19 protein-coding genes are annotated in these 17,192 nt (G+C 30.7%); 14 read left to right on the top strand and 5 right to left on the bottom strand.

Translation table 11 applies throughout. From position 1 onward, the window contains the following. The first annotated feature begins 55 nt into the window (after positions 1 to 55). Positions 56 to 2,650: a calcium-translocating P-type ATPase, PMCA-type gene (locus C820_RS09415; RefSeq protein ID WP_004034510.1), complete on the top strand. Its 2,595-nt coding sequence runs from the start codon at positions 56 to 58 to the stop codon at positions 2,648 to 2,650. A 16-nt stretch (positions 2,651 to 2,666) separates the two neighbouring features. Here the strand turns inward: C820_RS09415 and C820_RS09420 are convergent, their stop codons facing one another. Then, positions 2,667 to 3,539, bottom strand: a complete 873-nt coding sequence (locus C820_RS09420; protein WP_004034508.1) for a lytic transglycosylase domain-containing protein — start codon at positions 3,537 to 3,539, stop codon at positions 2,667 to 2,669. 234 nt (positions 3,540 to 3,773) lie between these two features. Between C820_RS09420 and C820_RS09425 the strand changes: the two genes are divergently transcribed. The 6 genes from C820_RS09425 (at position 3,774) to thrS (ending at position 10,218) form a co-directional block, all read left to right on the top strand. Beyond that, the gene (locus C820_RS09425; protein ID WP_004034506.1) at positions 3,774 to 5,015 is read left to right on the top strand and encodes a chloride channel protein; all 1,242 of its coding nucleotides are present in this window, start codon (positions 3,774 to 3,776) and stop codon (positions 5,013 to 5,015) included. Between the two features lie 267 nt (positions 5,016 to 5,282). After that, on the top strand, positions 5,283 to 6,107 hold the full coding sequence (locus C820_RS09430) for a basic amino acid ABC transporter substrate-binding protein (protein WP_004034505.1): 825 nt from the start codon (positions 5,283 to 5,285) through the stop codon (positions 6,105 to 6,107). 101 nt (positions 6,108 to 6,208) lie between these two features. Continuing rightward, positions 6,209 to 6,898, top strand: a complete 690-nt coding sequence (locus C820_RS09435) for an amino acid ABC transporter permease (RefSeq protein ID WP_004034503.1) — start codon at positions 6,209 to 6,211, stop codon at positions 6,896 to 6,898. Between the two features lie 52 nt (positions 6,899 to 6,950). Next, on the top strand, positions 6,951 to 7,634 hold the full coding sequence (locus tag C820_RS09440; RefSeq protein ID WP_156801406.1) for an amino acid ABC transporter ATP-binding protein: 684 nt from the start codon (positions 6,951 to 6,953) through the stop codon (positions 7,632 to 7,634). Between the two features lie 322 nt (positions 7,635 to 7,956). After that, entirely contained in the window at positions 7,957 to 8,262 is a 306-nt protein-coding gene (locus tag C820_RS09445; protein WP_004034498.1) for a hypothetical protein, read from the top strand. A 27-nt stretch (positions 8,263 to 8,289) separates the two neighbouring features. Continuing rightward, positions 8,290 to 10,218, top strand: coding sequence for a threonine--tRNA ligase (gene thrS / locus C820_RS09450; protein WP_004034497.1), 1,929 nt, complete (start codon positions 8,290 to 8,292; stop codon positions 10,216 to 10,218). Between the two features lie 91 nt (positions 10,219 to 10,309). Here thrS and C820_RS09455 read toward each other — a convergent pair whose 3' ends face one another. Continuing rightward, the gene (locus C820_RS09455; protein ID WP_004034496.1) at positions 10,310 to 10,558 is read right to left on the bottom strand and encodes a helix-turn-helix domain-containing protein; all 249 of its coding nucleotides are present in this window, start codon (positions 10,556 to 10,558) and stop codon (positions 10,310 to 10,312) included. A 148-nt stretch (positions 10,559 to 10,706) separates the two neighbouring features. On the opposite strand from C820_RS09455, the gene C820_RS09460 reads away from it, so the two are divergent. The 7 genes from C820_RS09460 (at position 10,707) to C820_RS09490 (ending at position 14,558) form a co-directional block, all read left to right on the top strand. After that, positions 10,707 to 11,057 (top strand): helix-turn-helix domain-containing protein, encoded by a 351-nt coding sequence (locus tag C820_RS09460; RefSeq protein WP_004034495.1) that lies wholly within the window; start codon positions 10,707 to 10,709, stop codon positions 11,055 to 11,057. A 224-nt stretch (positions 11,058 to 11,281) separates the two neighbouring features. Next, complete coding sequence (gene infC, locus C820_RS09465) at positions 11,282 to 11,776, top strand: translation initiation factor IF-3 (RefSeq protein WP_035295561.1); 495 nt, start codon at positions 11,282 to 11,284, stop codon at positions 11,774 to 11,776. 25 nt (positions 11,777 to 11,801) lie between these two features. Further along, positions 11,802 to 12,002 carry a 50S ribosomal protein L35 gene (gene rpmI / locus C820_RS09470; RefSeq protein WP_004034491.1) on the top strand — a complete coding sequence of 67 codons (201 nt, stop codon included), beginning with the start codon at positions 11,802 to 11,804 and terminating at the stop codon, positions 12,000 to 12,002. 29 nt (positions 12,003 to 12,031) lie between these two features. Further along, on the top strand, positions 12,032 to 12,388 hold the full coding sequence (rplT, locus tag C820_RS09475; RefSeq protein WP_004034483.1) for a 50S ribosomal protein L20: 357 nt from the start codon (positions 12,032 to 12,034) through the stop codon (positions 12,386 to 12,388). Between the two features lie 112 nt (positions 12,389 to 12,500). Next, a complete protein-coding gene (locus tag C820_RS09480) occupies positions 12,501 to 13,133 on the top strand; it encodes a TetR/AcrR family transcriptional regulator (RefSeq protein WP_004034481.1) in 633 nt (210 codons plus the stop codon). After that, positions 13,130 to 13,891 carry an EFR1 family ferrodoxin gene (locus C820_RS09485; RefSeq protein WP_004034479.1) on the top strand — a complete coding sequence of 254 codons (762 nt, stop codon included), beginning with the start codon at positions 13,130 to 13,132 and terminating at the stop codon, positions 13,889 to 13,891. Before C820_RS09480 ends, C820_RS09485 begins: the two co-directional genes overlap by 4 nt. 4 nt (positions 13,892 to 13,895) lie before the next feature. Beyond that, positions 13,896 to 14,558, top strand: a complete 663-nt coding sequence (locus C820_RS09490) for a DUF2461 domain-containing protein (protein WP_004034477.1) — start codon at positions 13,896 to 13,898, stop codon at positions 14,556 to 14,558. A gap of 68 nt (positions 14,559 to 14,626) precedes the next feature. Here the strand turns inward: C820_RS09490 and C820_RS09495 are convergent, their stop codons facing one another. From C820_RS09495 to proS, 3 genes are all read right to left on the bottom strand, one after another. Next, positions 14,627 to 14,995, bottom strand: a complete 369-nt coding sequence (locus tag C820_RS09495; RefSeq protein WP_004034475.1) for a hypothetical protein — start codon at positions 14,993 to 14,995, stop codon at positions 14,627 to 14,629. A gap of 64 nt (positions 14,996 to 15,059) precedes the next feature. Beyond that, complete coding sequence (locus C820_RS09500; RefSeq protein ID WP_004034473.1) at positions 15,060 to 15,659, bottom strand: type 1 glutamine amidotransferase family protein; 600 nt, start codon at positions 15,657 to 15,659, stop codon at positions 15,060 to 15,062. A 36-nt stretch (positions 15,660 to 15,695) separates the two neighbouring features. Then, positions 15,696 to 17,132 carry a proline--tRNA ligase gene (proS, locus tag C820_RS09505; RefSeq protein WP_004034471.1) on the bottom strand — a complete coding sequence of 479 codons (1,437 nt, stop codon included), beginning with the start codon at positions 17,130 to 17,132 and terminating at the stop codon, positions 15,696 to 15,698. Positions 17,133 to 17,192: the final 60 nt, after the last annotated feature.

Consider the following 17,192-nt stretch of genomic DNA (forward strand, 5'->3'; position numbering starts at 1 on the left):
TTTTTATCATATTTTAAATAAAGAGTATCTGTATAAAGTGATAAGGAGGAAAAATATGCAAAAATATTATAATTTGCCATTACAAAAAGTATTAGAAAATGTAGAAAGTTCAGAAAAAGGATTAACACAACAACAAGCACAGCAAAGGTTACATAAATATGGTAAAAATGTATTGCAGGAAGCAAAAAAGAAAAGCACATTTGTCATATTTTTGGAACAATTTAAAGATTTCCTTGTTATAATATTAATTGTAGCAGCATTGATTTCTTTATTTTTGGCAGATGCAGAAAGTGCCATTGTAATATTTGTTGTGATTACATTAAATGCAATATTAGGTACTATACAACATATTAAAGCAGAGCAATCACTAGAAAGTTTAAAAGCACTTTCTTCCCCTTATGTAAAAGTATTGAGAGATGGACAAAAAGTAACAATACCTTCACAAGAGGTTACAATAGGAGATGTTGTTTTTTTAGAGGCAGGAGATTTTATTAGTGCTGATGGTAGAATATTGGAGAATTTTAGTATAAAAGTAAATGAGAGTTCTTTAACAGGAGAGTCTGTCAGTGTAGAAAAAGAAATGATAGAATTATCACAAGAAGTACCTATTGGCGATAGAAAAAATATGGTATTTTCAGGCAGTTTTGTAACATATGGTAGAGCAAGTTATATTGTAACGAATGTTGGTATGGAAACAGAAATCGGAAAAGTAGCACAATTATTAAAAAATACACAGGAAAAGAAAACACCTTTACAGCAAAATTTAGATAATTTTGGAAAAAAACTTTCTATTATTATACTAATAGTATGTGCAATATTATTTTTTGCTAACATTGCAAAAGGAGGAAATGTAGTAGATGCTTTTTTATTTGCAGTAGCACTTGCTGTAGCAGCAATACCAGAAGCATTAGGTTCTATTGTAACAATAGTACTTTCATTAGGAACGCAAAAAATGGCAAAAGAAAATGCTATTGTAAGAAAACTACCTGCTGTAGAGGGCTTAGGAAGTGTTTCTGTTATCTGTTCTGATAAAACGGGTACATTAACACAAAATAAAATGACAGTACAAAAATATTGTGTCAATCATGCTATTGTGGAAAAGCAGTCTATTGATATGACAAAACAAACAGATAAAAAATTGATATTAATGAGTGTTTTATGTAATGATGCAAGTATAAATGATGGTCAGGAAATAGGTGACCCTACAGAAGTGGCACTCATACAGTTTGCTAAAAAGTGTAATTTAGAATATCAACAAATTAGACAACAATATAAAAGATTACTTGAAATTCCTTTTGACTCTGATAGAAAATTGATGTCTACTGTACACCAAATAGAAGGAAAATATATTATGGTAACAAAAGGAGCTGTAGATGTATTATTAGATAGAGTAGTTTCTATAGAAAAAGATGATGAAATTACAGCATTTACACAAAAAGATAAACAAAAAGTAATACAAATCAATAAAACATTTTCAGAAAATGGTTTAAGAGTATTGGCATTTGCCTATAAAGAATTGCAAAAATTAGAATTAGAAGAAGAAAATAATTATACTTTTTTGGGACTAATAGCTATGATAGACCCACCAAGACAGGAGAGCAAAATTGCAGTAGCAGAATGTATAAAAGCAGGTATTCGCCCTGTTATGATTACAGGTGACCATAAAGTAACTGCATCAGCAATTGCAAAACAAATAGGAATATTAACAGAAGGAAAAAAAGCAGTAGATGGTGCAGAAATTGATACCATGACAGAAAAAGAACTTGATAATTTTGTAGAAGAAGTTTCTGTTTATGCTAGAGTTTCACCAGAACATAAAATTAGAATTGTAAAAGCATGGCAAAAAAAAGGAAATGTTGTAGCAATGACAGGTGATGGTGTAAATGACGCTCCAGCATTAAAACAGGCAGATATTGGTGTAGCAATGGGTATTACAGGCTCTGAAGTGGCAAAAGATGCTTCTTCTATGGTACTAACAGATGATAATTTTGCTACTATAGTAAAAGCAGTTGAAAATGGCAGAAATTTGTATCAAAATATTAAAAATGCAATACAATTTTTGCTTTCTGGAAATACAGCAGGTATATTAGCTGTATTGTATGCGTATTTAGTAGGATTAAATGTACCTTTTGCTCCAGTACATTTACTTTTTATTAATTTACTTACAGATAGTTTACCAGCGATTGCATTAGGAGTAGAACCTCATAATAAAAACGTAATGAATGAAAAACCTCGTTCTATCAATACGCCTATTATGACAAAATCATTTTTAAAAGATGTAGTATTACAAGGCTTAGTGATAGCAGTATTTACTATGACAGCATATTATATTGGTAATAGACAAGGCGGTGCAGCTCTTGCTAGTACAATGGCTTTTGCAACACTCTGTTTATCTCGTTTGTTTCATGGTTTTAGCTGTAAATCTAAAAAAGCGGTATTGTTAACAAAAAGGCTTTTTGACAATTTATATCTATGGGGAGCGTTTTTTATTGGTTTTATACTTTTAAATGTTGTGCTTTTGCTTCCAGCATTAAAAACATTTTTTGTAGTAACATCAGTCAATATTACAATGCTGCTGACGATATATGCTTTATCTTTTGGTTCTATGATAGCTATACAATTATTTAAAAAATACCCCTCTTTTTGGTAAAAGGGGGGTATTTTTTTTATATGTTATTTTCAGTATCATACATTGTTTGAAAACGATTTCCCAATAAATTGGCATTACTATTTGATAAATTAGAAATATCATAATAAGAAGGTGAATTATTGAGAATATAATTGTAATTTTTTAAATAGTCGTTTTGGCTGAATAAGCTATCTTTTTTGCTATTGTTGTCATAATCCATATCACTAATAGAACTCAACAAAGAGGCACTCATATCATTTTTTAAAGACTCTATAAATAATAAATAATCTTCTTGTGTCAATTCTTTAAAATTTAATATAGATTGCTCAATTTGGCTTTGTAATGAAGTATTTGCTGGATTTGTTGTATTTGTTCTGTTAACGGTCTGATTTTGACCAATAGTATAATTGCCAGCAGTAAGCGTTTCACCAGCATAAGCCATTACTTTTTTTACATAATTTTGTGTTTCTTTAAAAGGAGGGATACCTCCATATTTTTGAACGTTACCACTACCAGCATTATAAGCTGCTAAAGCTAATTTTGTATTACCATCATAACGGTCTAACATTTGTTTTATGTATTTTGCACCGCCCATAATGTTTTGCTCTGCATCAAAAGAGTTTGTAACACCTAATGATTTTGCAGTAGCAGGCATAAGCTGCATAACACCTTGTGCACCTGCACTAGAAACAGCATTTGGATTAAAATTAGACTCTGCTTTTCCTATTGCTTTTAATAAACTAACTGGTACATCATATTTTTCAGAGGCTTTTTGAAATATTGCGTCTAAAGAAGTAGAAGCAGTATTTTGAAGTGTATCTGAAAAAGAAACAGAAGTATTACTTAAAACAGGCGTTGTTTTATTATTATTTTGCAATGAATGTAAATCAATTGTATTAAACTCTAACATATTTTTCCTCCTAATACTTTAATAGAATTAATATTATTTTACTACTTTTAAGAGTATTTTACAATATAATATGTACATAGTTAAATCAATTATTACAAATGAAATATATCTTGTCAATGGTTTTTATATTTTGTACAAAATAATGAAATGGTAAAGCAGTTGAAAATGAAATAAATAACAATTATAATGACAACAGAGAGATAAAAACTGTGTTTTGTGTTAAGGGGGGATAGTATGTGGAAAAAGGCTTATGAACAATTTCGTATTTTTGGAGAATGGGTATTTTTTGGGTGTGTTGTGGGCATTATTGTAGGGATTGTAGGCGTTTTATTTCACTTTGGCATTGAATTAGCCACAGAGTATCGTATTGCTCATCCGTGGGTGCTGTTTTTGCTACCTTTTGGTGGTTTAGCAATCGTTTATTTTTATCATTTAGAAGGCATGGATAAAGATGGAGGAACAAATTTTATATTAGTATCTGTTAGAACAAATGAAAATATTACGATTAAAATGGCTCCTCTTATATTTGTTAGTACAATCATTACACATTTTTTTGGGGGTTCTTCTGGTAGAGAGGGGGCTGCATTACAGTTAGGAGGCAGTATTGCAGGAAAATTAGGCAGAATATTAGAATTAGATGAAAAAGATGAAAGAATTATGACAATGTGTGGCATGAGTGCCGCTTTTGCAGCACTTTTTGGCACACCAATTGCTTCTGTAGTGTTTTCTATGGAAGTAATATCAGTAGGCATTATGCACTATTCTGCTATTGTACCTTGTACAATTTCCGCTTTAATTGGGGCAGGATTGTCTAGATATTTTGGTATAGAACCCACAGCATTTTTATTAACTGGTACACCACAAGGTATTTCATTTTCTATGTGTATTAATGTAATGTTTTTTGGCGTAATTGGTGCAGTATTGAGTATACTTTTTTGTACTACTATGAAAAAAGTGTCTGCATTATATAAAACATATTTTCCAAATCCTTATAAAAGGGTATTTGTAGGGGGCTGCATTGTTATTGTACTAACTTATATGGTAGGTACAAGAAATTATAATGGTGCAGGTATGGACGTTATACAATGGGCATTTTATGGTGGTATAGAACCTTTTGCATTTTTGTTAAAAATAGTATTTACTGCTGTAACATTAGGTGCTGGTTTTAAGGGAGGAGAAATAGTACCCTCTTTTTTTGTAGGGGCAACATTTGGTGCAACAATGAGTCATTTTATGGAATTAAGTCCTTCTTTTGGTGCAGCATTAGGTATGGCAGCGTTGTTTTGTGGTGTTACAAATTGTCCTCTATCTGCTGTAATACTTTCTGTAGAGCTGTTTGGGGGAGAAAATATTGTTTATTATATGCTTGTCTGTGCTATTAGTTATATGCTTTCAGGTTATTATGGTTTGTATAGTGAACAAAAAATAATGTATTCAAAAGTAAAACCAGAGTTTATCAATCGTAATGCAGAGTGATTATTTTATGCAATATTTTGTGCATAAATGTATAAAATGTAGTTTTGTATTTCTAGTTAAATTTGTAATATTTTGTAAAAAAACAATTGATTTGTGAATTTATTTTGTGCAAAAGAAGGATTATTTCATAGTATAATCCTTCTTTTTTTCATTTATACTATTTTTCATGTTAAAAAAATAAAAAAAGACTTGCATTATATTTATGCAAGAAGTATAATGCTAGTTGTGATAAATAAAGTAAATTGTATTTTTAGGGAGGATATTATCATGAAAAAACATTTAAAAACAATATTTGCTTTTGCAATGGCAACAACAATGATATTTGCTGCAGTAGGCTGTGGTTCTTCATCAGAGCCAGCAAGTGACGAGCAAAATGTACAGTCAACAGAAGGAGAAAATGAGGGTGAACAAGCGGAAACACCTTCAGAAAGTGGCGATGTGCTTGTTATGGCAACCAATGCAGAATTTCCACCTTATGAATTTTATGAAGGCGGCGATGTAGTAGGTATTGACGTAGAAATTGCAAGAGCAGTAGCAGAAAGTATGGGAAAAGAGCTTCATGTAGAAGATATGGCTTTTGACTCTATTATTCCTGCATTGTTGTCTGGAAAAGCAGATATTGGTGCAGCTGGTATGACAGTAACAGAAGACAGAAAAGCTTCTGTTGATTTTACAGATACTTATGTAAAAGCATCTCAAGTAATTATTGTAAAATCAGATAATACAGAAATTACAGGTGCAGATAGTGTTGAAGGAAAAGTAATAGGTGTTCAGCTTGGTACAACAGGTGACCTCTATGCTTCTGATGTTACAGATACAGTAGAAAGATATAACAAAGGTTTTGAAGCAGTACAAGCACTTTCACAAGGCAAAATTGATGCAGTAATTATTGATGACCAAGTTGCAAAAGCATTGGCAGCAGATAATGCAGATGTAAAAGTATTAGATGAACCATTCACAGAAGAAGAATATGCTATTGCAGTAAAAAAAGATAATGCAGAATTAGTAGAAGAAATTAACGCAGCTTTAACAGAATTAAAAGAAAGCGGTAAATTACAAGAAATCGTTGACAAATATATTACAGCTGAATAATAAAAATATGTTTCAAAAAAGTAAATGTTTTACCCACCTTAGTATACTCTGGTGGGTAATTTTGTAAAAAGATGTTGTAGGTGTAAGGAGGGGGTATAAGCATGATAGAAATGCTTCACAATGGTTTTGTGAGAAATTTTATTGCAGATGACAGATATTTGTTTATTATAAATGGTTTTTTTACAACAATAAAAATTACATTTTTTGCAGTATTATTAGGTATTGCAGTAGGTTTTTTAATTGCTATGATAAAAGCAACACATGACATGACAGGTAAATTAAAACTACCAAATGTGATATGTAATATTTATTTGACAATCATTCGCGGTACGCCAACAATGGTACAGCTTTTGATATTGTTTTTTATAGTATTTGCAAGTGTAAATAATAAAATTGTGGTTGCAATATTAGCATTTGGTATTAATTCAGGTGCTTATGTAGCGGAAATTGTACGTTCAGGCATTATGTCTATTGATAAGGGACAAATGGAAGCAGGCAGGAGTTTAGGATTTACTTATATACAAACTATGATTTATATTATATTGCCTCAAGCATTGAAAAATGTATTGCCTGCATTGGGAAATGAAATGATAGTGTTGTTAAAAGAAACAGCTATTTCTGGTTATATTGCCATACAAGATTTAACAAAAGGCGGAGATATTATTAGAAGCCGTACATATGACCCTTATTTTCCATTGCTGACAGTAGCAGCGATTTATTTGGTAATTGTTATGATAATGTCAGCAGGTGTTAATAGATTAGAAAGGAGGCTGAGAAATAGTGACCACTAATTTAGAAAAAAGTTTAATCAGCGTTAAGCATTTACAAAAAAAGTTTGGAGATATGAAAGCACTTTCTGATATAAATACAGAAATTAAAAAGGGAGAAGTCGTTGTTGTAATAGGGCCTTCTGGTTCTGGTAAATCTACATTTCTACGTTGTTTAAATCTTTTAGAAGTTCCTACAGAAGGAAATATTTATTTTGAGGGAGTAGACATTACAGATAAAAGAACAAATATCAATGTGCATAGACAAAAAATGGGTATGGTATTTCAACATTTTAATTTATTTCCTCATATGACAATATTAAAAAATATGATTATTGCCCCTATGAAATTGCAAGGAAAAAGTGAAAAAGAAGCAACAGAACTTGCTATGGAACTTTTAAAAAGGGTTGGATTGGAAAATAGAGCAAATGCGTATCCCTCTCAGCTTTCTGGTGGACAAAAACAAAGAATTGCTATTGTAAGAGCATTGTGTATGCAGCCTGAAGTAATGCTTTTTGACGAACCGACTTCTGCACTAGACCCTGAAATGGTAGGAGAAGTATTAGAAGTTATGAAAGGACTTGCAAAAGAAAATATGACAATGGTTGTTGTAACGCATGAAATGGGCTTTGCGAAAGAAGTAGCAACAAGAGTAATATTTATGGCTGATGGCAAACAAATAGAAGAGGGTACTCCTCAACAAATATTTGAAGCACCAAAAAGTGAACGTTTGCAGACATTTTTAGCAAAAGTGTTGTAATAAAAAAGATGTTGACAGAAAAAATAGTTGTGATATAATTGTGTAAAGTAAAGTGTTGATGAGGACAGTAGCACACAGTATACATACAGAGAAGAAATGTCAAAAAAATTTTTTTGGTTGAGAGCATTTCTGTAGAATGTGAAAGTGAAAACCACCTCGGAGCGGCTTTAATACAGCACGCTGACTGCGTTATCGTCATAATAAAGTGGTTTTTTTTAAAGCAATTAGGGTGGAACCGCGGGAATAATATGCTCTCGTCCCTTTTCTTATTAGAAGGGATTGAGGGCTTTTTTGTTTTTGAAATAGTGAAGGGAGGTATTTTATGAACGAAGAAAGCAAGCTAATTATTGCAGAGATGAAGGAAATAGGAAAAATGTTAAATGATAAAATAGAAGAAGTAAGGACAGAACTAAAAGGAGAAATACAACAAGTAAGGACAGAACTAAAAGAAGAAATACAACAAGTAAGACAACGTGTTGATAAAGTAGAGGAAAAATTAGATGTAGTTGCTGAAGATATAGAATATGTTAAATTACAAACAGATGTTATAGTATCTACTATAAAGTTACATGATACAGAAATAGGTCGTTTAAAATTTAATATGAGCCGTTTAAAAAAAGTGGAATAAATATAATTTAAGGAGAGAAAAAAGAAAATGAAAATTACATTAAAAGATGGTGTTGTAAAAGAATTTGATAGTGCAGTATCTGTATATGATATTGCAAAAAGCATTAGCGAAGGTTTAGCTAGAAATGCTTGTGCAGGTATTGTAAATGGAGAAACAAAAGATTTACGTTTTTTAGTAGAAAATGATGCTGAAGTAAGTATTTGTACATTTGATGATGAAGAAGGTAAACAAGCATTTCGTCATACAGCATCTCATGTTATGGCACAGGCAATTAAAAGATTGTATCCTGATACAAAATTAGCAATAGGCCCATCTATTGCAGAAGGTTTTTATTATGATTTTGATAGAGAAAAACCATTTTCTCCAGAAGAATTAGAAGAAATCGAAAAAGAAATGAAAAAAATTGCAAAAGAAGATTTAAAACTAGAACGTTTTGAATTGCCAAGAGCAGAAGCGATTAAATTGATGGAAGAAAAAGGAGAGCCTTATAAAGTAGAATTGATAAATGATTTACCAGAAGATGCAATTATTTCCTTCTACAAACAAGGTGAATTTACAGACCTTTGTGCAGGCCCTCACTTGATAAGTACAAAACCAATTAAAGCAATTAAATTAACTTCTGTAGCAGGGGCTTACTGGAGAGGAAACGAAAAAAATAAAATGCTTTCTCGTATTTATGGTACGGCTTATACAAAAGCATCTGATTTAGAAGCATATTTGACAATGATGGAAGAAGCTAAAAAACGTGACCATAGAAAATTAGGAAAAGAATTGAAATTGTTTGCATTATTAGAAGAAGGACCTGGTTTTCCATTCTTTTTACCAAAAGGTATGGTATTGAAAAATACATTGCTGGAATACTGGAGAGAAATACACAAAAAAGCAGGTTATGTAGAAGTAAGCACACCTATTATATTAAGTAAAGAACTTTGGGAAACAAGTGGACACTGGGACCATTACAAAGACAATATGTATACAACAGTAATTGATGAACATGATTTCTGTGTAAAACCTATGAACTGCCCTGGTGGTATGCTTGTATATAAACAAGATATGCACTCCTATAGAGATTTGCCTATGAGAGTGGGCGAAATTGGTTTAGTACACAGACATGAAAAATCTGGTGCATTGCATGGTTTAATGAGAGTACGTTGTTTTAATCAAGATGATGCTCATATTTTTATGACAGAAGAACAAATTACAAGTGAAATTAGTGGTGTTATCAGTTTAATTGATGGTGTATATAAATTGTTTGGTTTCAAATATCATATAGAACTTTCTACACGCCCAGAGGATAGTATGGGTTCTGATGAAGCATGGGAAATTGCAACAAATGGTTTAAGAGATGCTTTGGAAGAAAATAATATACCATATACAGTAAATGAGGGTGATGGTGCTTTTTATGGCCCTAAAATTGATTTCCATTTAGAGGACTCTATAGGAAGAACATGGCAATGTGGTACAATACAGCTTGATATGCAAATGCCAGAACGCTTTGAACTGGAATATACAGCAGCAGATGGCAGTAAAAAACGCCCTATAATGATACACAGAGTGTGCTTTGGAAGTATAGAAAGATTTATTGGTATATTGATAGAGCATTTTGCTGGACAATTCCCAACATGGTTATCACCAGTACAAGTGAAAGTGTTGCCAATATCTGAAAAATTTGCTGATTATGCGAATAAAGTATCTGATGAATTAGATAAAGCAGGTATTAGAGTAGAAACAGACCATAGAGCAGAAAAAATTGGTTATAAAATTAGAGAAGCAAGAAATGAAAGAGTGCCTTATATCATTGTTGTAGGAGAAAAAGACGAAGCAGCAAATAAAGTTTCATTACGTTCTAGAGCAAATGGTGAAGAAGGACAAGTTGACTTAAAAGATGTTATTGAAAGGGTACAGCAAGAAATTAAAACAAGAGTAAGTAATGTAAGCACAAAAGTAGAAGAATAAAAAATAATGAGCAAGTTTTAAAGAGAATTTAAAAAATAGGTGAGTTTCAAAGTAAAGGGATTTTGAAACTCACTATTTTTATTTGTTGTTTTTATTTCTCTTTGGCAGTAACAACAAAACGAGCAGGAGCAAATCTGTCACTAACTCCTAAAAGATAGTCTGTACTCACATTAAAAAAATGAGCAATATCAACAATAGCTTTGCAATTTGGTTCTACTTTACCAAGTTCATAATCAGATATAACTTTAGTTGTAATGTTTAAACCGTCTGCTAATTTTTTCTGTGATACATTGTAGTAAATTCTTAAATACTTTAAACGTTTTTGAAATATAGTTTCCATAATAAAAAGCTCCTCACTTTAATAAATATTTTTTAATATTATATATCAAATCGTGAAAATATTCAATAGAATATTATTTTTATTCTATGGAATATTTCAAAAGATTTATTTTCAAATACTCTATATTTTAGAAAGAGAGTGAAGATAAATGGATAAAGAAGAATATAAATTATTTGTAGGAGAAAGAATTAGAGAAGCAAGAGAAAAATTAAAATTAACAAGAGAACAACTTGCAGAATTATGTGAAATGGAGCCTAGTTTTTTAGCTGCTATAGAAAATGGTAAAAAAAGTATGACATTATTTTATTTTAAAAAAATTTGTACTGCATTAAATGTTTCAGCAGATTACATTATGGGAATAAATACAGACAAAAATAATGATATATCAGTATTAGCACAGGCTCTAAGCAATATGAATAAACAAGATTTTGAATGTACTGAAAATATTGTAGTAGAATTAGTGAAGCATTTTAATAAAAAAAGTCATGAAAAATATTGACATTATTTTAAAATGGTGTTATAGTATTTTGGTAACAAAGCAGAAGTATCCACTTCTCACCTTATCATACAAATGTGCATAAGGTTTATACTAGTAGAAAGACAATACAAGTAGTTTGTATTGTTTTATAAGTATGTTTATGTGGATAGTGCTTCTATCTGCTTTTTTTTTGAAAAAAAGGACAATACTGTATATTATGGGAGGTGCTTTATATTACTGAGTTAATGATTAATGAGCAAGTTAGGGATAAGGAAGTAAGATTGATTGATGAAAATGGTGCACAGCTAGGAATTGTATCTTCGAGAGAAGCACAGAAGTTGGCTGACGAAAGAAAATTAGATTTGGTGAAAATTGCTCCAACAGCAAAACCACCAGTTTGTCGTATTATGGACTATGGCAAATATAAATTTGACCAAACAAAAAAAGAAAAAGAAGCTAGAAAAAAACAGAAAACCGTTGACATTAAAGAATTGCGTCTTTCCCCTAGCATAGATACTCATGATGTGCAGGTAAAAGTGAAAAAAGCAATTGAATTTTTGAAAAATGGTGACAAGGTAAAAGTTAGTATTCGTTTTAGAGGCCGTGAAATTGGTCATTCTAAATCTGCTATGATAATATTAGAAAATTTTGCTAAAGATGTAGACGAATATGGTATCATAGATAAGCCAGCTAAAATGGAAGCAAAAAGCTTAGTTATGTTCCTTGCACCAAAAAATTGATAAATGACACAGGAGGAATTTTAATATGCCTAAATTAAAAACTAAAAAAGCAGCAGCAAAACGTTTCAGAATTACTGCAACTGGCCAGTTGAAAAGAAATAAATCTAATACACAACATATTCTTGGCAAAAAGTCCAGAAAAAGAAAAAGAAATTTAAGACACGCAACATTGGTTGACAAAACAGTTTTGAACACTATTAAGAAAAAACTGTTACCATACGCATAATTGATAAAATTGTTAGGAGGACTTGAAATATGGCAAGAGTAAAAGGTGCGTTAAACGCAAGAAAAAGACATAAAAAAGTTTTGAAATTAGCAAAAGGCTATAGAGGTGCTAGAAGTAAACAATACAGAGTAGCAAAACAATCTGTAATGAAAGCTATGGCATATTCTTTTGCTGGTAGAAAACAAACAAAAAGAGAATATAGAAGTCTTTGGATTACTAGAATTAATGCAGCAGCAAGATTAAATAATATTTCTTACAGCAAATTGATGCACGGTTTAAAATTAGCTGATATTAATATCAATAGAAAAATGTTGGCTGATTTGGCTGTAACAGATGCAGCTGCTTTTACAAAATTAGTAGATGCTGCAAAAGCAAAATTAAACTAAAAATAAAAAGAAACACTTATCATAATGATAGGTGTTTTTTTATCAATAAATATTGACAGTGTAAAGATACTGTGATATTATCTTTACAGTGTCAATATTTGGAGGTGATAATTTGGAACAAAAACCATACCATCATGGCAATTTAAGAAATACATTGATTGAAGTGGGTATTGCTTTACTAAATGAACAAGGACAGGAGAATTTTTCACTTAGAAAAGTAGCAACAAAATGTGGTGTAAGTCATGCCGCACCTTATAGCCATTTTGAAAATAAAGAGGCTCTTATAGAAGCAATGAAACAACACGTTACAAAACAATTTACACAAGTATTAGAACAAACAATACAACAACACAAAAATGATTTAGATATTATGCTTTATTTAGGAAATGCGTATATTTCTTTTTTTGTAGAGCATAAACAATATTTTACATTTTTATATGGAAAATCAGGAATACAATTTGATTTTACAGAAAATGGAATATTAAAAAATAATTATACACCTTGTAATATTTTTAAAAAAGCAGCATTTGATATTATGGAAAAAATAGAATATCCTCCTCAAAAGCGTTTAGATGCTCTAATTGCTATGATTGCATTAGTACATGGCATTACTGCAATGCTTACAACACAACAAATATTGTATGAAGGAGATTGTAAAAATTTATTAAAAAATTCTATATCTGCAAATGCACTATTTACAGATATTGTTACAAAACAAAAACAGAAAAAAGGAGAATTTTTATGAGTGGAATAATTTATTATTTTTCAGCAACGGGAAATAGCTTACAAGCAGCAAAAATCATAGCGAAAAAAATAGATGCAGAAGTTGTTAAAATTACAAATAAGACATCAATAGTGTGTAATGAAGATGTTGTTGGATTTGTATATCCTACATTTTATTGGGGATTGCCAGCATTGGTAGCACGTTTTGCTAAAAAATTGAAAATAGAAGGAAATCCTTATATATTTGCTGTAACAACTTGTGGGCTTTCCAGCGGGGGAGCATTAGGGCAATTAAATGATATATTAAATAAAAAAGGACAACAGCTAAATTTTGGAAAAACGATTAGAACTGTAGCAAATAACATTACAAAATATCGTATAAGACAAAAATCTATAGCAAAATTAGTACAATCTGAAAATAAAAAAGCAAATAAAATTGCAGAAGCAGTTGCCAAAAAACAAAAAAATAATATACCAAAAGTAGGTGTTATTTCAAAAGCATTTTACAAATTATATTTAAAAGAATACCCTAATAGTGATAATGGATTTTATATAACAAACGATTGTATTTCATGTGGTATTTGTCAGCAAGTATGTCCTTCTAATAATATTATATTGAAAGATGGTAAACCTATTTTTCAACACCATTGTGAAAATTGTCTTGCGTGTCTGCACTGGTGTCCTAAAAATGCAATAGAGTGGAAAAAAGCGACAGTAGGAAAACAACGCTATTGTCATCCACAGATTTCTTGCAGCGAATTAAAAACAAATAAGGAGTAATCGTATGGCTATTTCTGAGAAAACATTAGAATTTTTGTGGGAAAATAGAATAAAAAATAATCGTGAGTGGTATATAGAACATAAAAGTGAATTTCAACAATTTGTATTAATACCTATGATAGAATTAGTAGAGCAATTAGAAAAAACACTTCATGAAATTGACCCTTTGCTTATTGTAATACCTAAAATAGGGAAAAGTATTTCTAGAGTATATAGAGATATTCGATTTTCAAAAGATAAAACATTGTATAGAGATGTTATGTGGTGTGTTTTTGCGAGAGATAAAAAGAAATATAGTTCTCCTGTATTTTTTATAGAATTTTGTCCTACGTTTTTTAGATATGGCTGTGGATATTATGAAGCACCACCAAAACAAATGGAAATGCTTCGTCAGTTGATATTAAAAGAAGATAAACGATTTTTAGAAGCAAAAAAAGCATATGAAAAACAAAATTTATTTGAAATAGATGGAGAATTTTATAAAAGAAATCGTTTTGCAGAACAGCCTAAAGAATTGCAAAATTGGTTGAATAGAAAAAGTATTAGTTTTATCAAAACAAGTAAAGACTTTCAAACATTGTATCGTGATGACTTTTATAAAGAATTGGAAGAAGGATTTCGTATATTGGCACCTATGTATTATTTTTTGATTGCAGCAGGAGAATAAAAAATAAATTATCACTCACCTAATAATTTGCTGATATTTTAGGTGAGTGAAACTTTTTTATTACATAATTAAATTAATATTAATGTATTACCAAATGGTATGATAGAAATGACCAGCATTGAAAAAATTCCATATACTCCTTGCATTAAAATACCAAAAATATAAAAACTTACTAAAATACACAAATTAAAAATATTAAATAAAAATCTTGCCGTTCGTAAAAATTTGCAATGACGAAATAGTGTAAAATGAAATACTATGCTATAAAATCCAGTCCAAAAAAAATCTCCAAAATCTAATAAATCACCGTTCCAAATATAAAAGCTAATATTTCCAAAAAACAGAAAAGGAAGTATAAAACAAAATGTTGTAAATAGAGCAACAATATATTTATTATTTTGTACAGTATTTTGTAATAATTTTAATTTTTGTATCATTATACATTTATCCTTTTTTATAAATATAGCCTCAAGACTTTACTTGAGGCTTGAGTGTTATTTATTACATACTAGGCATAGCTGCAGTATATACACCTAATTTATGGAAATTGTACCATTCTATAATGCTTTTTTCACTGGCTATATTTAATGCAAATAAAATTTCTTTTGCAAACTCCATAGTTGCAGTACCGTTTGCTGTAATAATGTTTTTATCTCTAACTGCTTGTTTTGAAATATATTTATTTTCTGCTGTATAAATAGAACCTGCCCATTGTTTTAAGTCATTTAAGTCATTGCTTGTATGATTTACATTATTTAAAGCACCTGTTGTAGCTAAAAAAGCTGATGCGTCACAAATACCTCCTAATATTTTTTGTTTTTGAAGGCAGTCATTTACAAGTGTTTTCACTTGTTTAGAATTTTCATTTCTCCACGTCATTCCGCCTATTAAAATGAGAGCTTCATAATCATTTGGTACAGATGAAATATCATAATCAGGCAATACTTTAAATCCACCTATTGACTGTACAAAATCTTTTGACAATGATACTGTTTTAATATCATATTGTCCTTGACATAACATATTGATTGCAGATGCTATATAAGCGGCCTCCCAATCTGCATACTGTTGTAAAATCACAAATAAAATTGTTTTTTTCATACTGAAGTACCTCTCTTTTTAAAATTAATATTATTTTTAGTAAGCTCTACCCCAATAAACCATATGTTTGGCAGGTTTACCACAGCAGATACAAGTATCTGAAATATGTTCCTGCTCAAAAGGAATACAACGAGAAGTTGCAGCAGTTTTTTCTTTTATAGCATCTTCACAGGCTTGGTCACCACACCACATTGCTTTAATAAATCCAGGTGTTTCATTGATTTGTTTTTCAAATTCTTCCATTGTTTTTGCTACATATGTTTTAGAATTACGACGCTCTGTTGCTCTTTGTAATAAATTGTATTGTATTTCTTCTAAAAGTTGTTTTACTCTTGCTTGTAAATTATCTATAGAAACAATTTCTTTTTCACCAGTATCACGACGAGCTAACACAACTTGATTTTTTTCAATATCTTTAGGGCCTATTTCTAAACGAATTGGTACACCTTTCATTTCATATTCACTAAATTTCCAGCCAGCAGATTTATCACTATCGTCTAATTTTACCCTGCAAACATTAGATAACATAGTTTTTAATTCTTCTGCTTTTTGTAATACACCTTCTTTATGCTGTGCAATAGGTATCATAATCACTTGTGTAGGTGCAATTTTTGGAGGAAGTACAAGACCACTGTTGTCACCATGTACCATAATAATAGCACCAATTAAACGAGTAGTTGTGCCCCAAGAAGTTTGATGTACATATTGTAATTGATTGTTTTTGTCTGTGTATTGTATTTCAAATGCTTTTGCAAAACCATCTCCAAAATTGTGACTTGTACCAGATTGTAATGCTTTGCCATCATGCATTAAACTTTCAATAGTATAGGTTGCTTTTGCTCCTGCAAAACGTTCTTTTGCTGTTTTTTCTCCTTTTATAACAGGAATTGCTAGTACATCGTGGCAAAAGTCCGCATAAACATTTAACATTTTAATGGTTTCTTGTTGTGCTTCTTCTGCAGTAGCATGAGCAGTGTGTCCTTCCTGCCATAAAAATTCTGTTGTTCTCAAAAATGGCCTTGTTGTTTTTTCCCAACGTACTACAGAGCACCATTGATTGTAAAGTTTTGGCAAATCTCTGTAAGATTGTATAATATTAGAATAATGTTCGCAAAATAATGTTTCAGAAGTAGGACGTACACAAATTCTTTCTTGTAATTCAGTTTCTCCGCCATGTGTTACCCAAGCAACTTCTGGTGCAAAACCTTCCACATGGTCTTTTTCTTTTTGCAAAAGACTTTCTGGTATAAACATAGGCATATATACATTTTCGTGTCCTGTTTGTTTAAAACGTTCGTCCATTTGTTTTTGTATGAGTTCCCATATTGCATAGCCATAAGGGCGTATAATCATACAACCTTTTAATTGAGAATAGTCTGTCAAATCAGCTTTTTTTACAACATCAGTATACCATTGTGCAAAATCTTTTTCCATATCAGTAATTGCTTCTACTAATTTTTTTTCTTTTACCATAATTTCATTCCTCCTAATTTGATTAAAATATCATCAAGGGCATAAAAAAAGACTTGCTTC

The organism is Clostridium sp. MD294 (genome assembly GCF_000364165.2).
Classification (GTDB): Bacteria; Bacillota; Clostridia; order Lachnospirales; family Anaerotignaceae; genus Coprocola.

Excerpts from the sequence above, each read along its gene's own strand:
- infC (WP_035295561.1), top strand. The coding sequence starts at position 11,282 with ATGATTAATGAGCAAGTTAGGGATAAGGAAGTAAGATTGATTGATGAA.
- thrS (WP_004034497.1), top strand. The coding sequence starts at position 8,290 with ATGAAAATTACATTAAAAGATGGTGTTGTAAAAGAATTTGATAGTGCA.
- rpmI (WP_004034491.1), top strand. The coding sequence starts at position 11,802 with ATGCCTAAATTAAAAACTAAAAAAGCAGCAGCAAAACGTTTCAGAATT.
- C820_RS09435 (WP_004034503.1), top strand. The coding sequence starts at position 6,209 with ATGATAGAAATGCTTCACAATGGTTTTGTGAGAAATTTTATTGCAGAT.
- C820_RS09460 (WP_004034495.1), top strand. The coding sequence starts at position 10,707 with ATGGATAAAGAAGAATATAAATTATTTGTAGGAGAAAGAATTAGAGAA.
- rplT (WP_004034483.1), top strand. The coding sequence starts at position 12,032 with ATGGCAAGAGTAAAAGGTGCGTTAAACGCAAGAAAAAGACATAAAAAA.
- C820_RS09485 (WP_004034479.1), top strand. The coding sequence starts at position 13,130 with ATGAGTGGAATAATTTATTATTTTTCAGCAACGGGAAATAGCTTACAA.
- C820_RS09455 (WP_004034496.1), bottom strand. The coding sequence starts at position 10,558 with ATGGAAACTATATTTCAAAAACGTTTAAAGTATTTAAGAATTTACTAC.
- C820_RS09425 (WP_004034506.1), top strand. The coding sequence starts at position 3,774 with ATGTGGAAAAAGGCTTATGAACAATTTCGTATTTTTGGAGAATGGGTA.
- C820_RS09490 (WP_004034477.1), top strand. The coding sequence starts at position 13,896 with ATGGCTATTTCTGAGAAAACATTAGAATTTTTGTGGGAAAATAGAATA.
- C820_RS09500 (WP_004034473.1), bottom strand. The coding sequence starts at position 15,659 with ATGAAAAAAACAATTTTATTTGTGATTTTACAACAGTATGCAGATTGG.
- C820_RS09440 (WP_156801406.1), top strand. The coding sequence starts at position 6,951 with ATGAAAGCACTTTCTGATATAAATACAGAAATTAAAAAGGGAGAAGTC.
- C820_RS09415 (WP_004034510.1), top strand. The coding sequence starts at position 56 with ATGCAAAAATATTATAATTTGCCATTACAAAAAGTATTAGAAAATGTA.
- C820_RS09420 (WP_004034508.1), bottom strand. The coding sequence starts at position 3,539 with ATGTTAGAGTTTAATACAATTGATTTACATTCATTGCAAAATAATAAT.
- C820_RS09445 (WP_004034498.1), top strand. The coding sequence starts at position 7,957 with ATGAACGAAGAAAGCAAGCTAATTATTGCAGAGATGAAGGAAATAGGA.
- C820_RS09430 (WP_004034505.1), top strand. The coding sequence starts at position 5,283 with ATGAAAAAACATTTAAAAACAATATTTGCTTTTGCAATGGCAACAACA.
- C820_RS09495 (WP_004034475.1), bottom strand. The coding sequence starts at position 14,995 with ATGATACAAAAATTAAAATTATTACAAAATACTGTACAAAATAATAAA.
- proS (WP_004034471.1), bottom strand. The coding sequence starts at position 17,132 with ATGGTAAAAGAAAAAAAATTAGTAGAAGCAATTACTGATATGGAAAAA.